This is a genomic window from Pseudoduganella sp. GW821-FHT11H04 (assembly GCF_058807935.1).
The window spans coordinates 175,279-189,685 of sequence record NZ_JBXARE010000009.1; the positions used below are offsets into that span (position 1 = coordinate 175,279).

The 14,407-nt window shown below is 58.2% G+C and carries 17 protein-coding genes and 1 pseudogene; 10 read left to right on the forward strand and 8 right to left on the reverse strand.

The genetic code is table 11. The features are described from left to right. Nucleotides 1-7: 7 nt before the first annotated feature. Both AC1RTP_RS20020 and AC1RTP_RS20025 read right to left on the reverse strand, forming a co-directional pair. A complete protein-coding gene (locus tag AC1RTP_RS20020; RefSeq protein WP_498609822.1) occupies nucleotides 8-1,162 on the reverse strand; it encodes a pyridoxal phosphate-dependent aminotransferase in 1,155 nt (384 codons plus the stop codon). Between the two features lie 80 nt (nucleotides 1,163-1,242). After that, nucleotides 1,243-1,692 (reverse strand): putative toxin-antitoxin system toxin component, PIN family, encoded by a 450-nt coding sequence (locus AC1RTP_RS20025; RefSeq protein ID WP_498609824.1) that lies wholly within the window; start codon nucleotides 1,690-1,692, stop codon nucleotides 1,243-1,245. A 32-nt stretch (nucleotides 1,693-1,724) separates the two neighbouring features. On the opposite strand from AC1RTP_RS20025, the gene yaaA reads away from it, so the two are divergent. Continuing rightward, a complete protein-coding gene (gene yaaA, locus AC1RTP_RS20030; RefSeq protein WP_498609826.1) occupies nucleotides 1,725-2,483 on the forward strand; it encodes a peroxide stress protein YaaA in 759 nt (252 codons plus the stop codon). A gap of 39 nt (nucleotides 2,484-2,522) precedes the next feature. On the opposite strand, the gene AC1RTP_RS20035 is transcribed toward yaaA, so the two are convergent. Next, complete coding sequence (locus AC1RTP_RS20035) at nucleotides 2,523-3,320, reverse strand: outer membrane protein assembly factor BamD (RefSeq protein WP_498609828.1); 798 nt, start codon at nucleotides 3,318-3,320, stop codon at nucleotides 2,523-2,525. A 65-nt stretch (nucleotides 3,321-3,385) separates the two neighbouring features. Between AC1RTP_RS20035 and AC1RTP_RS20040 the strand changes: the two genes are divergently transcribed. Next, a complete protein-coding gene (locus AC1RTP_RS20040) occupies nucleotides 3,386-4,486 on the forward strand; it encodes an RluA family pseudouridine synthase (protein WP_498609829.1) in 1,101 nt (366 codons plus the stop codon). After that, nucleotides 4,487-5,314, forward strand: coding sequence for a peptidoglycan editing factor PgeF (pgeF, locus tag AC1RTP_RS20045; RefSeq protein ID WP_498609831.1), 828 nt, complete (start codon nucleotides 4,487-4,489; stop codon nucleotides 5,312-5,314). It begins immediately after the preceding gene. On the opposite strand, the gene AC1RTP_RS20050 is transcribed toward pgeF, so the two are convergent. Then, entirely contained in the window at nucleotides 5,304-5,504 is a 201-nt protein-coding gene (locus tag AC1RTP_RS20050; RefSeq protein ID WP_498609833.1) for a hypothetical protein, read from the reverse strand. The two genes, pgeF and AC1RTP_RS20050, sit on opposite strands and share 11 nt — an antisense overlap. 40 nt (nucleotides 5,505-5,544) lie before the next feature. On the opposite strand from AC1RTP_RS20050, the gene phaC reads away from it, so the two are divergent. From phaC to AC1RTP_RS20075, 5 genes are all read left to right on the forward strand, one after another. Further along, nucleotides 5,545-7,263 (forward strand): class I poly(R)-hydroxyalkanoic acid synthase, encoded by a 1,719-nt coding sequence (gene phaC / locus AC1RTP_RS20055; protein ID WP_498609835.1) that lies wholly within the window; start codon nucleotides 5,545-5,547, stop codon nucleotides 7,261-7,263. Nucleotides 7,264-7,360: 97 nt separating this feature from the next. Beyond that, the gene (phaR, locus tag AC1RTP_RS20060; RefSeq protein WP_498609837.1) at nucleotides 7,361-7,915 is read left to right on the forward strand and encodes a polyhydroxyalkanoate synthesis repressor PhaR; all 555 of its coding nucleotides are present in this window, start codon (nucleotides 7,361-7,363) and stop codon (nucleotides 7,913-7,915) included. A gap of 74 nt (nucleotides 7,916-7,989) precedes the next feature. Next, entirely contained in the window at nucleotides 7,990-9,381 is a 1,392-nt protein-coding gene (gene rimO / locus AC1RTP_RS20065) for a 30S ribosomal protein S12 methylthiotransferase RimO (RefSeq protein WP_498609839.1), read from the forward strand. A 143-nt stretch (nucleotides 9,382-9,524) separates the two neighbouring features. Next, nucleotides 9,525-10,688, forward strand: a complete 1,164-nt coding sequence (locus AC1RTP_RS20070) for a cystathionine beta-lyase (RefSeq protein WP_498609840.1) — start codon at nucleotides 9,525-9,527, stop codon at nucleotides 10,686-10,688. Between the two features lie 92 nt (nucleotides 10,689-10,780). Continuing rightward, nucleotides 10,781-11,011 carry a hypothetical protein gene (locus tag AC1RTP_RS20075; protein WP_498609842.1) on the forward strand — a complete coding sequence of 77 codons (231 nt, stop codon included), beginning with the start codon at nucleotides 10,781-10,783 and terminating at the stop codon, nucleotides 11,009-11,011. A gap of 11 nt (nucleotides 11,012-11,022) precedes the next feature. On the opposite strand, the gene AC1RTP_RS20080 is transcribed toward AC1RTP_RS20075, so the two are convergent. From AC1RTP_RS20080 to AC1RTP_RS20090, 3 genes are all read right to left on the reverse strand, one after another. Then, nucleotides 11,023-11,445 carry a hypothetical protein gene (locus AC1RTP_RS20080; protein WP_498609844.1) on the reverse strand — a complete coding sequence of 141 codons (423 nt, stop codon included), beginning with the start codon at nucleotides 11,443-11,445 and terminating at the stop codon, nucleotides 11,023-11,025. Between the two features lie 109 nt (nucleotides 11,446-11,554). After that, entirely contained in the window at nucleotides 11,555-11,917 is a 363-nt protein-coding gene (locus AC1RTP_RS20085; RefSeq protein WP_498609845.1) for a DUF4870 family protein, read from the reverse strand. A 9-nt stretch (nucleotides 11,918-11,926) separates the two neighbouring features. After that, nucleotides 11,927-12,274 carry a GFA family protein gene (locus tag AC1RTP_RS20090; protein ID WP_498609847.1) on the reverse strand — a complete coding sequence of 116 codons (348 nt, stop codon included), beginning with the start codon at nucleotides 12,272-12,274 and terminating at the stop codon, nucleotides 11,927-11,929. Nucleotides 12,275-12,341: 67 nt separating this feature from the next. Between AC1RTP_RS20090 and AC1RTP_RS20095 the strand changes: the two genes are divergently transcribed. Continuing rightward, the gene (locus AC1RTP_RS20095; protein ID WP_498609849.1) at nucleotides 12,342-13,535 is read left to right on the forward strand and encodes a CaiB/BaiF CoA transferase family protein; all 1,194 of its coding nucleotides are present in this window, start codon (nucleotides 12,342-12,344) and stop codon (nucleotides 13,533-13,535) included. A gap of 3 nt (nucleotides 13,536-13,538) precedes the next feature. Here AC1RTP_RS20095 and AC1RTP_RS20100 read toward each other — a convergent pair. Continuing rightward, a pseudogene (locus tag AC1RTP_RS20100) lies at nucleotides 13,539-13,673 on the reverse strand (helix-turn-helix domain-containing protein); the annotation flags it as partial. 273 nt (nucleotides 13,674-13,946) lie between these two features. Between AC1RTP_RS20100 and AC1RTP_RS20105 the strand changes: the two are divergent. Then, nucleotides 13,947-14,393 carry a hypothetical protein gene (locus AC1RTP_RS20105; RefSeq protein WP_498609850.1) on the forward strand — a complete coding sequence of 149 codons (447 nt, stop codon included), beginning with the start codon at nucleotides 13,947-13,949 and terminating at the stop codon, nucleotides 14,391-14,393. The last annotated feature ends 14 nt before the right edge of the window (nucleotides 14,394-14,407 follow it).

The window sequence follows — 14,407 nt, forward strand, 5'->3', positions numbered from 1 at the left end:
GGGTTTGTTACACGCGCGCCAGTCGCTCCAGTGCGAGCTCCAGCGTCTCGTCCTTCTTTGCAAAGCAGAAGCGCACGATGCCTGAATCCTTGCCGTCACGGTAGAAGGCCGACACTGGAATCGCAGCTACCTTGATCTCGCTGGTAAGCCATTCAGCAAACGCCGCTTCCGGCTGCGCTGAGATTCGGTCATAGCGCACGCATTGGAAATAGGTGCCGTCCGCGGGCAGCAGTTCGAAGCGGCTGCCTTCCAGGCCCTTGCGGAACAGGTCGCGCTTGCGCTGGTAGAAGGCTGGCAGGCCGGCATATGGCGCCGGATCTTCCATAAAGCTCGCAATACCATGCTGCATCGGCGTGTTCACGGAGAACACGTTGTACTGGTGGACCTTGCGGAATTCCAGGGTCATCATGGCCGGCGCAGCGACGTAGCCGACCTTCCAGCCGGTGACGTGATAAGTCTTGCCGAAGCTGGAGACGACAAAGGAGCGTTGCGCCAGCTCCGGATAACGGCACATCGATTCATGCCGTTGGCCGTCGTAGACCATATGCTCGTAGACTTCGTCGGACAAGATCAGGATCTCGGTGCCGCGTACGATGTCGCTCAGCGCCGCCATATCGCCCGCGCGCAGTACGCTGCCGGTCGGATTGTGCGGCGTATTGATAATGATCATGCGCGTGCGCGGCGTTACCGCGGCTTCGACCTGCGGCCACGGCACGCTGAAGCCGCCATGCGGCTCCAGTTTCATTTGCACCAGCACCGGCACGCCGCCGGCCAGCTCGATGGCCGGCAGGTAGCTGTCGTAAGCCGGCTCGATGACGATCACTTCATCGCCAGGATGGACGCTGCACAGGATGGCAGTGGTCAGCGCTTCTGTCGCACCGGGCGTGACGGTGATTTCGGTGTTGACGTCGTAACGGTGGCCGTAGATGCGCTGGATCTTGTCTCCGATGGCCTGGCGCAGCTCAAGCGCGCCAACTCCGGTTGGATACTGGTTGTAGCCCTCGCGCATGGCGACGGTGACCATATCGATCAGTTTCGGATCGCAGGCAAAATCGGGGAAGCCCTGGCCCAGGTTCACTGCTCCGTGCTGTCCGGCCAGTGCGGACATGCGCGAAAAAATCGTGGTGCCGACGTGCGGCAGGCGGGAATTCAGTTGTTTCATCGTGCTCGGAAAATGGACTTTTTTTCCATTCTAGCGCAGCCCAGTAAAACAAGTGTTGCCCTAAGGGTAAAACTTGAATGTCAAGCTTCCAGTGTCCATTTTTCGGGCTGCATGACTTTGAACATGCCGGCCTTGGCCAGGCGCTTGGCCAGCTTGAGCAGGGCCTTGTCCTTGGTGATCAGGATGTGGGCTTGGGCGTCGCGGGCGAGTTCGAGGAACTTCTGGTCGTCGCGGTCGGTGCACACCGGCAGCCGCACGCCGGATTCCGGCGGCGCGATGACTTTGATGTACTGGTCGAAACGAGCCGCGCTGGCAGGGCGCGAGCTTTCATCGAGCGGCAGGTGAGGGTAGTTCAGCACATACAGGTATTCGGCCCGGCAGTCGGCGCGCGTGATCGCTTCCACTGCGCCGCTTTCGATTGCCGCCAGGAGGGATGCCCAGCGCGGGTCCTGGAAAACGAACAGGTCGAGGCAGACATTCGTGTCGATGACGATGCGCTTAGGCGAAGATTGCTGTGAAACGGGTATCATGTCGAAGTTTTTCGTTTTGGATTTTGAATCTTATGCTGATTGTGCTGTCGCCCGCAAAAAGTCTTGACCTGGAAACTCCTCCAAGCACCAAACTCGCAACGCAGCCTGCGTTCCTTGACCATTCCGAGCTGTTGATCGAGCGCTTGCGGGCGTTTTCACCTAACCAGCTTGGCGAATTGATGGAGCTTTCGGATGCGCTGTCGACCCTGAACGTCGCACGTTACGCAACGTGGACCAAGGACACCAGCGAGGCGCGCCAGGCGGTAATGACCTTTAACGGCGACGTTTACGACGGCCTGGATGCACGCTCGATGTCGGCCAGGCAGTTGGATTACACGCAGTCGCGTATCCGCATCCTGTCCGGCCTGTACGGCATGCTGAAGCCATTGGACCTGATTCACCCGCATCGCCTGGAAATGGGCACCCGCCTGCAAAACCCACGCGGCAAGAATCTTTATGAATTCTGGGGCGATATGATTACCGAGGCCCTCAACAAGGAAGGCTCGCCGGTGCTGGTGAACCTGGCCTCGGACGAATACTTCAAATCGGTCAAGCCAAAGAAACTGAACATGCCGGTGATCACGCCGGTCTTTGAAGACTGGAAGAACGGCAAATACAAAATCATTTCCTTCTTCGCCAAGCGGGCACGAGGCATGCTGGCGCGCTATGCGGCGGTGAACAATATCACTGAGCCGCAAAAGCTGAAGAAATTCAATGAGGATGGCTATAAATTCGAAGCTGACGCCTCGAACGATACTACCTGGGTCTTCCGCCGCAAAATCGCAGCTTGATCAAGTTGCGCCTGCCACGCAGGGCAGGCGCGCAATTCATCACCAGAAGCGATACCAGGCAGACTTCTTCTGCCCGTCATCAGCCAGCATCTTGCTGCTAGGGAAGTTTTTGTCGAACACGCGCTTGGTATCGTCGCGTAGCGCTACGTTACCCATCTTGTCGTAGCCACGGTACATGATGGCCAGCGCTTCCTCAACCGACGGCGTTTCGGAAAAATCGGTCATCACGCCCTGGGCGCGGTTGATCGCCGCCAGGTAGGCGCCGCGGCGGTAGTAATAGCGCGCCACATAAATCTCGTACTTGGCCATTGCGTTGACCAGGTAGCGCATGCGCTCCAGTGCATCCGGGGTGTACTTGCTCTCAGGGAACTTTTCCACCAGCGCCTTGAAGGCAGCGAACGATTCGCGGGTCGCTTTCTGGTCGCGTTCCGCCGGGTCCTGTTCATACAGGAAATTCAGCAGGCCGATCGAATCGTTGAAATTGACCAGGCCGCGGAGGTAGTACATATAGTCCACGTTCGGGTGGTTCGGGTGCAGCTTGATGAAGCGCTCCACAGCCGCCAGAGCCTGGGCCTGGTCGTTGGCTTTGTACTGGGAATAGGCGATTTCCATCTGCGCCTGCTGCGCATAAGTACCGAACGGATAACTCGATTCAAGGCGTTCGAACAGTTGAACGGCACGTTCATAGTTGCCGCTGGCCTGTTCATCCTTGGCCTCCGAGTATAATTTCGTTGCAGACCAACCGCGAGTCTCATCTACGCGCTCTGGAAACAGGCCACAAGCTGACAAACTAAGCAGTACGACAGTTGCTGCAACTACTGATAATTTTTTTTGCATGTTGATGTGCAAGGAATCGTTAACCAAAATACTAAACTTGGCTGATTATAGCCGATGGGAATGCTGTGATATTGAAACCTGAGATTAATTCGGCAGAACAATTGCCTGATAACGATTTTGACGCCGATTTTGAAGGTGAAACGCTGGGCGATCCCCTGGCACCGATTGAACTTGAACTGACCAAGGAAGTCTGTGGCGAGCGCCTGGACAAGGTCGTCGCGCGCCTGGTACCCCAGTTTTCGCGCGGCCGCCTGCAATCCTGGATCGAAGAAGGCCATATTACTGTCGATGGCAAGCCGGCCAAAGTCCGCGCCACCGTGTATGGCGATGAAAAAATCCTGGTGATCCCTCAACCGGCGCCGGAAGACGTGGCGTTCACCCCGGAAGACGTGCCGCTGGATATCGTTTTCGAGGACGACAACCTGCTGGTCGTTAATAAGCCGGCCGGCCTGGTTGTGCACCCTGGTGCCGGCAACTGGTCCGGCACCATGCTGAACGGCCTGCTGTTCCGCTGGCCGCAGCTTGGCGGCGTGCCGCGCGCCGGCATCGTGCACCGCCTGGACAAGGACACCAGCGGTCTGATGGTGGTCGGCAAAGACCTGCCGACCCAGACCGACCTGGTGCGCCAGCTGCAAGCGCGTACCGTGAAGCGCGTCTACTGGTGCATCGTGTGGGGTACCCCGCGCATGAGCGGCACCATCGATGCTTCGATGGGCCGCGACCAGAAAGACCGCGTGAAAATGGCCGTTTCGACCAGCATGGGCTCGAAACCAGCGATTACCCATTATCAGCGCCTGGCCGAAGGTGTGCTGGACGGCCGTCCGGTATCGCTGGTGCAGTGCCGCCTGGAGACGGGCCGTACCCACCAGATCCGCGTCCACATGGCCCACCTGGGCTTCTCGCTGATTGGCGACCAGGTGTACGGCAAGCAACATATGGCCAGCGTCTTCCCGCGCCAGGCGCTGCAGGCGCGCCGACTGGGCCTGGTGCATCCGGCCAGTGGCGAGGATATGGAATGGGTGGTTCCGCTGGCGGACGACTTCAAGGAACTGATGGATCGCGCCGGTATCGAAGAGCCTGACGAGTCCGTACTGTCTGCAGCCGCCGCCGAGCACGGCGAGTACGAAGACTACGATATCTACGACGACGAATTCGACGACGAATAAATGCAGCATTCATTCCAAGGGGCGCAATGGCTGGTGCCCGACTGGCCCGGCGCTCCGGCCAATATCGGTTTTGTCTGCACCACGCGGCGCGGCGGCGTGAGCCCGGCGCCATATGGCCCTGGCCCGCAGGAGATTGCCACGGCGGGCGGCGGACTTAACCTGGGCGTGCATGTCGGCGATGACCCGGCCAATGTCGCCTTCAACCGCGCCATCATTAAAGGGCGCCTGCCAACGGAGCCAGCCTGGCTATCGCAAGTCCATGGCGTTGCCGTGGTGCGCGCAGACCGCATCGGTCGCGGCCAGGTTCCCGAGGCTGACGCCAGCATCGCGGCCATGCCGGGTGCGGTATGCGCCATCCAGACTGCGGATTGCCTTCCTGTGCTGCTGACCAACCGCAGCGGCACGGTAGTCGGCGCGGCCCATGCCGGCTGGCGCAGCTTGGCCGGCGGCGTCCTCGAAGGTACTGTCGCGGCCATGCGTGCCGAAGCTGGTCCGGACGGCGGCGAAATCATCGCTTGGCTTGGCGCGGCGATCGGCCCGCAGGAATTTGAAGTTGGCGAGGATGTGCTGGCGGCATTCGTGGCCGGAGCTGGTGGCGATGCTGCGGCAGAGGCCGAGGTTCGCGTAGCCTTCGTGCCGCGGCCGGGCTTGCCTGGCAAATACCTTGCTGACATTTATTCGCTTGCGCGGCAAGTGCTGCGCCGTGTGGGAGTGACGGAAGTAGCGGGGGGCGACCTGTGCACGGTTACCGACGCCAGTCGCTTCTATTCCTACCGCCGCGACAAGGTCACGGGCCGGCAGGCGAGTTTGATCTGGATCAAGGAATAGGTGGTTCTTGACGACGGGCGGCTTCGGCTGCCCGCTTGCGTTTGCGGCGTTTGCCGCCAGTTAGATAAAATAGTATTCCCAATGGCAACAGGCCATACAGCAGGAAAGTCATGATGCCGGCGACCACGGTAGGTTCCGTGAACGCCATCAGCACTGTGACGTAGAGCCAGGCAACAGCAACAATCAGCATAAGCAGTCTTCTTAAATTGTATTTTTAACGGACTCAACAAATGAACATGCCCGACCCGCAAGCTTTCGCAAACGCATGGATGGAGCAAATCAGCGATCCGAACCAGTGGCAGTCCTGGTTCAAGATGATGCCGGAGATGGATGCCGTTCCGGGCGCCGCGCTGCTGCGCGATGCAGGTGCGACCATCCGCCCGGAGGCGATGGAGCAGATGCGCAATGCATTTATGGGCGAGTTCGGGGCACTCTGGCAGGAATTCCTGACCGGTAAAGCGCCAGCGGTGAAAGACCGCCGCTTCTCGTCCGAGGCCTGGCAGGGCAATCCGGTGTCCGCGTTCAATGCGGCATCATACCTGCTAAACAGCAAATTCCTCATGCAGATGGCGGAAGCCGTTGATGCAAGCCCGCAGCAAAAGCAGAAAATCCGTTTCGCCGTGCAGCAAGTGGTGGACGCCATGTCGCCCGCCAACTTCCTGGCGACGAACCCGGAGGCGCACCAGAAACTGATCGAAACCAAGGGCGAGAGCCTGACCAAGGGCCTGGCCAACCTGCTGGGCGATATCCAGAAGGGCCATATTTCCCTGTCCGATGAAAAAGCTTTCGAAGTGGGCCGCAACCTGGCGACCACTGAAGGCGAGGTGGTGTATGAGAACGAGCTGTTCCAGCTGATCCAGTACACGCCACTGACCAAGAATGTGCACGAGCGCCCGCTGCTGATGGTGCCGCCTTGCATCAATAAATACTACATCCTCGACCTGCAGCCGGAAAACTCCCTGGTGCGTTACGCGGTAGAGCAGGGCAATACCGTGTTCCTGGTGTCCTGGCGCAACCCGGATCAGTCGCTGGCCGGCACTACCTGGGACGATTACATCGAGAAGGGTGCGATCAACGCAATCAATATCGCCCGTGAGATCACCAAGCAGGACAAGCTGAATGTGCTGGGCTTCTGCGTGGGCGGCACTTTGCTGTCGACCGCGCTGGCGGTGCTGGCGGCGCGCGGCGAGCAACCCGCGGCCGGCGTGACCTTGCTGACCACCTTCCTCGACTTCTCCGACACTGGCGTGCTGAACGTCTTCGTCGATGAAGCCCAGGTGCAGTTGCGTGAGCAGACCCTGAAATCCGGTGGCCTGATGCCTGGCCGTGACCTGGCCAGCACCTTCTCCAGCCTGCGTCCGAACGACTTGGTGTGGAACTATGTGCAGTCGAACTATCTGAAGGGCAACGAGCCGCCTCCGTTCGACCTGCTGTACTGGAATTCCGACTCGACCAACCTGCCGGGACCGATGTTCTGCTGGTATTTACGCAACACTTACCTGGAAAACAGCCTCAAGGTTCCGGGCAAGCTGAAGGTGGCCGGCGAGAAGGTCGATTTGAGCAAAATTGCTGCGCCTGCGTTCATCTATGCATCGCGCGAAGACCACATTGTGCCGTGGAATTCTGCCTACCAGTCGACCAAGATCCTGAACAACAAGAACCCGGAGCTGAACAAGTTCATCCTGGGCGCTTCCGGCCACATCGCCGGCGTGATCAATCCCGCAGCCAAGAAAAAGCGCAGCTACTGGACTAACGAAGCCCGTCCAGCCTCGCATGACCAGTGGTTTGAAGGCGCCACTGAACATCCAGGCAGCTGGTGGGGTGAATGGTCGGAATTCCTGGCTGCCAACGGCGGCAAGGATGTGAAGGCTCGGACCAAGCTCGGCAGCACAAAATACGTCCCGATCGAAGCGGCGCCAGGCCGTTATGTAAAAGCTAAGGCCGATTGATTTTTGGTAACATTAAGTTGCAATGCAATATTGTCGTGCCAAAAGCTTTTTTTTCGCCCTATAATGGGGTTGCAAATATTATCAACGGGACACAGTGATGAGTAGTGCTAAGAAAAGTACTGAACGTTTGATTAAGAAATACCCCAATCGCCGTCTTTACGATACGCAGACCAGTTCCTACATTACCTTGACGGACGTGAAACAACTCGTGCTCGATGCCGAGGAATTCACCGTTGTGGATGCCAAAACCAATGAAGACCTGACCCGTAGCATCCTGCTGCAGATTATTCTGGAAGAGGAAGCGAGCGGCGTTCCGATGTTTTCGACCGACGTTCTGGCTCAGATCATCCGATTCTATGGTCATGCGATGCAGGGCATGATGGGTTCTTACCTGGAAAAGAATATCCAGGCATTTACCGATATCCAGCGCAAATTCACCCAGGGCACCGCAACTTTCGATGGAAAGTCGTTTAGCCCGGAAATGTGGACCCAGTTCATGAATGTCCAGGCGCCAATCATGCAGGGCATGATGAATAATTATATTGACCAGTCAAAGAGCTTGTTTGTGCAGATGCAAGAGCAAATGCAAAACCAGAGCAAAAATATCTTTGGCACTTTCCCTTTCGCTCCGCCTCCAGCGGATAAAAAGTAAAGGGTAAAACGGGGACTTCGGTCCCCGTTTTGCTATAATGGTGGATTGCCCTGAATCATCATCAGCTCTCCGCCATGCAATCCAAGCCAATCACCCGCATCACTCCCGCCGACGGCGCCCCAGCTCCAAAAGTAGGTTTTGTTTCCCTCGGCTGCCCGAAGGCCCTGGTCGACTCCGAACAAATCCTGACCCAGCTGCGCGCTGAAGGCTACGAAACCGCCAAGTCCTATGACGGCGCCGACCTCGTGATTGTGAACACCTGCGGCTTCATCGACGCCGCCGTGCAGGAGTCGCTGGACGCCATCGGCGAAGCGCTGGCTGAAAACGGCAAGGTCATCGTGACCGGCTGCCTGGGCGCGAAAAAAGACAAAGACGGCGACGACATTATCCAGAAGGTGCACCCGAAAGTGCTGGCCGTGACCGGTCCTCACGCGGTGGGCGAAGTGATGGCCCAGGTGCACACCCACCTGCCTAAGCCGCACGAGCCGTTCATCGACCTGCTGCCGCCACAAGGCATCAAGCTGACCCCTAAGCACTACGCTTACCTGAAGATTTCCGAAGGCTGCAACCACCGCTGCTCGTTCTGCATCATCCCTTCGATGCGCGGCGACCTGGTGTCGCGCCCGATCGCTGAACTGATGCTGGAAGCCGAGAACCTGTTCAAGGCCGGCGTGAAAGAACTGCTGGTGATTTCGCAGGATACTTCGGCCTACGGCGTGGACGTGAAGTTCCGTTCCGGCTTCTGGAACGGCCGTCCGGTGAAGACCCATCTGACCCAGCTGACCCAATCGCTGGCCGAGTTGGCCAAGCAGTATGGCGCCTGGGTGCGTATGCATTATGTTTACCCGTACCCGCACGTGGATGAAATCATCCCGATGATGGGCGATGGCCATATCCTGCCTTACCTGGATATCCCGATGCAGCACGCGCATCCAGATGTACTGAAGCGCATGAAGCGTCCGGCTTCGGGCGAGAAGAACCTGGAGCGCATCCTGAAGTGGCGTGAGATGAATCCTGATCTCGTGATTCGTTCGACCTTTATCGCTGGCTTCCCTGGCGAGACCGAGGCGGAATTCGAGTACCTGCTGGACTTCCTGAAAGAGGCGCAGATTGATCGTCTGGGTTGCTTCGCTTATTCGCCGGTGGAAGGCGCGACTGCTAATGAGCTGCCGAACCCTGTGCCGGATGAAGTGCGCGAAGAGCGCCGTGGCCGCGTGATGCTGCTGCAGGAAGAGATTTCGCGTAATCGTTTGAAGGCTAAGGTTGGCAAGACTGTGAAGGTGCTGATCGATGAACTGACGCCTAGCGGCGCGATTGGCCGTTCGGCTGCGGATGCGCCGGAGATTGACGGTGTGGTGCACGTTAAGCGTCCGTTCGATCCGAAGAAGAAACTGGCGGTGGGGCAGTTCTATGACGTTGAGATCACGACGGCCGATGCGCACGATCTATGGGGTGAGGCGCAGTAAAACCGGTAAACCAGTGTCAGACCCGCAGGGTCTGACACAATCAGCTCGACGGCCGCGGGATTCGATTGTATCCGCGGCCGTTATACCGTTGAGGGTCTGACCCTGTGGGTCAGACCCTGGTTTACCGGTTTAAAATAGGTCCCATGCCCAAAAAACACCTCCAAACCCAAATCATCCACACGGACTACGTGCCGCCCGAAGGCTTCGCTGCCTTCCCCAGCGCGATCCACCACGCCTCCACCGTCCTGTTCAAATCCGTCGCAGCCATGCGTTCCGGCGACTGGAAAGAAAAGAACGCATATACCTACGGTCTGCACGGCACACCCACCACCTTCACGCTCGAAGCCCGCCTGGCCGAAATCGAAGGCGGCACGCATTGTCTGCTGGCCCCCAGCGGCCTCGCAGCCATCGCCATGTGCAACTTCGCGCTGCTGAAGTCAGGCGACGATGTCCTCCTCCCCGACAATGTCTACAGCCCCAATCGCGACCTCGCAAATTGGATGTCCAACGATTTCGGCATCACCGCGCGCCTGTACGATCCAATGATCGGCGCCGGCATCGCAGAACTGATCCAGCCGAATACAAAGCTGATCTGGACTGAAGCCCCAGGCTCAGTCTCGATGGAAGTGCCTGACCTGCGCGCCATCTGCGATGCTGCGAAACAGAAGGGCGTCCTGGTCGCCCTCGACAACACCTGGTCCGCTGGCCTGGCCCTGCGCGGTTTCGACCTCGGCGTGGACATCGCGATGCAGGCGCTGACCAAGTACCAATCCGGCGGCTCGGACGTGTTGATGGGTTGCCTGGTCACCCGCGACAAGCTGCTGCATGAGCGCCTGAGCATGGCACATATGCGGCTGGGCATGGGCGTCAGCGCCGACGATACTTACCTCGTCCTGCGTAATCTGCCGACCCTGAAGATCCGATTCGAAACCCACGATGCGTCGGCACGGAAAGTGGCGAACTGGCTCAAGGCCCGGCCCGAGATCAGCAAGGTCCTGCATCCTGCATTTGAAGACTGCCCCGGTCACGAAAACTGGAAGCGCGACTTTACCGGCGCCGGCGGCCTGTTCTCCGTACTGCTCGATGAGAAGTACACCGAAGCACAGACCGACCGCTTCGTGGATTCGCTCAAGCTTTTCGGCATCGGCTACAGCTGGGGCGGTGCGCACAGCCTGTGCATTCCTTATCGCATCCAGGCCATGCGCAAGAACTGGAAGGAGAAGGGCACCCTGGTGCGCTTCAACATCGGACTGGAAGATCCTGACGACCTGATTGCTGACATCGAAAGTGCGCTTGCATTGATGTAGCCAGTTTTATGTGCGCGTGATGATCGCGCTTCGCGAAAATGCTCGATCCGCTTGGACATTAAGCGGGGGGCACTTGGGAGAAGCTGGGCGCAATGCACACGGAATGCTTCCTCAAGCCGCACGAAGTGAAGGGCGCAATGATGGTGGGCGACGGCCCGATCAAGACCTTCCCGCTACGGGGAATCAAGGAGTCGCCGCCCTACCTGCATGACGGGCGGCTGTTGACGCTCGAGGATACAGTGGAGTTCTTTAACCTGATCCTCGAGACGAAATTGACGACGGCAGAGAAGGCCGATCTGGTGGCCTTCCGGCGTACCTTATGAGTTGACGCTGCTTAGCGCAATGCCACCTGGACCACTGCCGACTCAACTGACAGGCCGGCGGCTTTCTGCTGGTCTTCGTCAACGTAGCTCATGGTCCCGTTCAGATAACCACGGTCATACTCTAGTTGCATATGCATGCTGCGGTCCAGCGCGACAAAGGTCCCTTCGCTGGTTGCGATGATTTCATGCGGGGTTTGGTTTCCGACTCGGGCGTATATGCGACCGCTGCGCTTACGCCAGAGTTCCAATGATTTTCCGTTGGATAGATCGTACGTGCCTCTGTACAGGTCGAAATCCAAAAGTTCGATACGGATTGGCTTAACTTCCGTGTTTTTCAAGGCCGGAATGATGACTTGACCGGCGTCTGTCTGCGCCCAGGCAGCGTGGGTACCTGCGATAAAACAGAGACCGATGAGAACAGATGTCCTTTTCATGGCCGCTCCCTTCTGCTTAATTGCCGGCGTGAATGCTGCGCCGGCAATTTCAATATAGGCAGGGGCGCAGAAATGTAAACGAGGTCAATCGGTTACTTCCGCATTGCCATCAATCGCCGATTGGTGCGTTGTTATTGAGCGCAGTGATGCCGCGGATTAAGCGGTAGATTTTCCACAGCCACGCACCGACCCAAACCAGCCAGGCCAGCGGGATGCCGAGCAGTGTGGCAAACAGCGCCCAGCCAACGCAGATCCAGACCAGGTACCACCAGAAGGATCGGATCATCCAGCCGTGGTGGCTATGCACGAAGGTGCCGGCGCTGTCGTCGCGCTTGATGTAGTTGAGGATCAGCGGAATGAACGAAGCCGCGCCCAGCGTGAAGAACATGCTCAGGCCGTGGCCGAGGTAAAGCCAGAATGCCCAATCCTTTGCGGAACGGGTGTTATTGTCGAAAACCAGTTCTTGCGCCATATCGGCTCCTTACAGTTTGCGTCCGTCGTAATGCTGGACCGGGAAAGATTCCAGCTCGATGTCTTCCAGCACGCGCGCGTTGACTGCCGCCATGGCGTTGCCTTTCGGGTCAATGCCTTCACCGTAGGTGTGGATGCCGCACTTAGGGCAGAAGCGGTGCTTGATCACGTGCTTGTTGAAGACATAGGTGGCTTGGTCCTCCTCAGGCGTCAGGAGTTTCAGGCTGGTGCGGGGAATGAACCACATCAGCGCACCCTTGCGCTGGCAGATGGAGCAGTTGCAGGCGACCAGGCCTTCGATATTGCCTTCCGCTTCAAACTTCACATTGCCGCAATGGCAGCTTCCCTTGAACAGCATTTTCCGCCTCCGGTTAGAATATTTGGTTAGGCGTTAATGATAATGCAATTGCAAGGGGAGTGCGCAAATGGCAGGTCCGTTACAAGGAATCAAGGTTATCGAAATTGGGACGCTGATCGCAGCGCCTTTCGCAGCGCGGCTGATGGCGGAATTTGGGGCCGAAGTGATCAAGATCGAAGCGCCGGGTGAGGGTGATCCAATTCGCAAATGGCGCAAGCTGCACAAGGGGACTTCGCTGTGGTGGTACCTGCAGTCGCGGAATAAAAAATCCATCTCCATTAACCTGAAGGCGCCGGAAGGCATCGCGCTGGTCAAGCAGCTGTGTGCGGATGCTGACGTGCTTATCGAGAATATGAAGCCCGGCGCGCTGGAAAAGCTTGGCTTGGGCTGGGATGTGCTGCATGCGTTGAATCCGAAACTGACCATGGTGCGTATTTCGGGCTATGGACAGACCGGGCCATACAAGGACCGCCCGGGTTTTGGAGCGATCGGCGAGGCGATGGGTGGCATCCGCTATACCACCGGCGAGGTGGGCGGCGTACCGGCCCGCGTTGGCGTGAGCCTGGGCGATTCGTTGGCATCGCTGCACGCCGTGATGGGAGCGCTGATGTGCGTGCTGCGTGTGAAGATGGGTAATGGCGATGGTCAGGTGGTCGACGTATCGCTGGTCGAAAGCGTCTTCAACCTGATGGAGTCCTTGGTGCCGGAATACGACTTGCTGGGCCATGTACGCGAACGCAGCGGCGGTGCTTTGCCAGGCATTGCACCTTCCAATACCTACCCAACGCGCGACGGCTCTTACGTCGTCATTGCCGGCAACAGCAACCCCATCTACAAGCGCCTGATGCACGCCATCGGTCGCGCCGACATGGCCGAAGACCCGCAGTTCGCCCAGAACGACGGCCGCGCCGCTCAGGAAAAACTGATCGATGCCGCCATCGCCGGCTGGACTTCCGCCCATACCATCGACGAAGTGCTCGCGGTGCTGGAACGCGCCGAAGTGCCGGCAGGGCGCATCTATTCGGTCAAGGACATCGTCGCCGACCCGCACTACCAGGCGCGCGATATGCTTCTCGACACCGCGCTGCCGGATGGCGTGCACGTAAAAATGCCGGGCATCGTGCCGAAGCTCTCCGAGACGCCAGGTGAAGTGCGCTGGCAAGGCCCAACGCTGGGCGAACACACCGACAGCGTGCTGTCGGCCTTGGGCGTGGCAGCAGCCGAAATCGCAGCGCTGCGCCAGCGCGGAGTGGTCGCGTGACTTCTAGGTGAAATCGGCCAGTGTGCGACCGAACAGGCGTTTGAACTCGCGGCTGAATTGCAAGGCACGGGCGTAGCCAACGTCGTACGCGGCCTGGCTGACTGCCATGCTAGTTATGATCAGTTCACGCGCTTTATGGAGGCGCGTGAGCTTGAGCTACTGCATGGGTGAATGACCGGTGACGGTGCGGAAGGCCGTTGATTGCGTCCAGCGAAATTACGCCGCAGCGGCGATGAACGGCCGAAGGGAAAGGCTGCACGTCTTTGAGGAATACCGGAATGAGGCTGCCAAAGCTTTCCATCACGCTGCCCCGCACTACCAGGTGTTTCGCGAGCTGATCGCCGAGATTTTGGTATCGCCGGTAGATGTAAAGGTGCTAAAGTCGACGTCAATTTGATCAATGGTGTCCCAATGAATTTCCGAAAATCGCTCGTTTGCTTAGGTATGACCTTATTGGCTGGTTGTGTCTATGAGGATGGCTTCGAATATCAGACAACGACAGCATTTACACCGGAAAATGGTAGTGGCGTGAAGGGCGTTGTGGTGATGGGGTATGGGATTCACACCGCGCCTACTACTCGTTTGCGTATTAAACTCGAAGGCTTGAGCAGGAACGTAGCTTACGAGGTGCGGCTGTATGACGCGAAAAGCTGTGGATACACTGAACTCGATAATCCGATTCGCATTGATGGGAAAAGCAGCGATGCGAATCTGAAAATGGAGGCTTGGGGCTTTAATGGGCCGCAAACTTTCGTCTCGGACAGCCGGTGGGGAAGCGTTGAAAAGGAATTCTCCCTTGGTCAAACTGGCCAGCAGCAATACCTCCGTTGGCGTAGACCTGCCGGCAGACTTCTTTAGCGGCAGCGTGAATA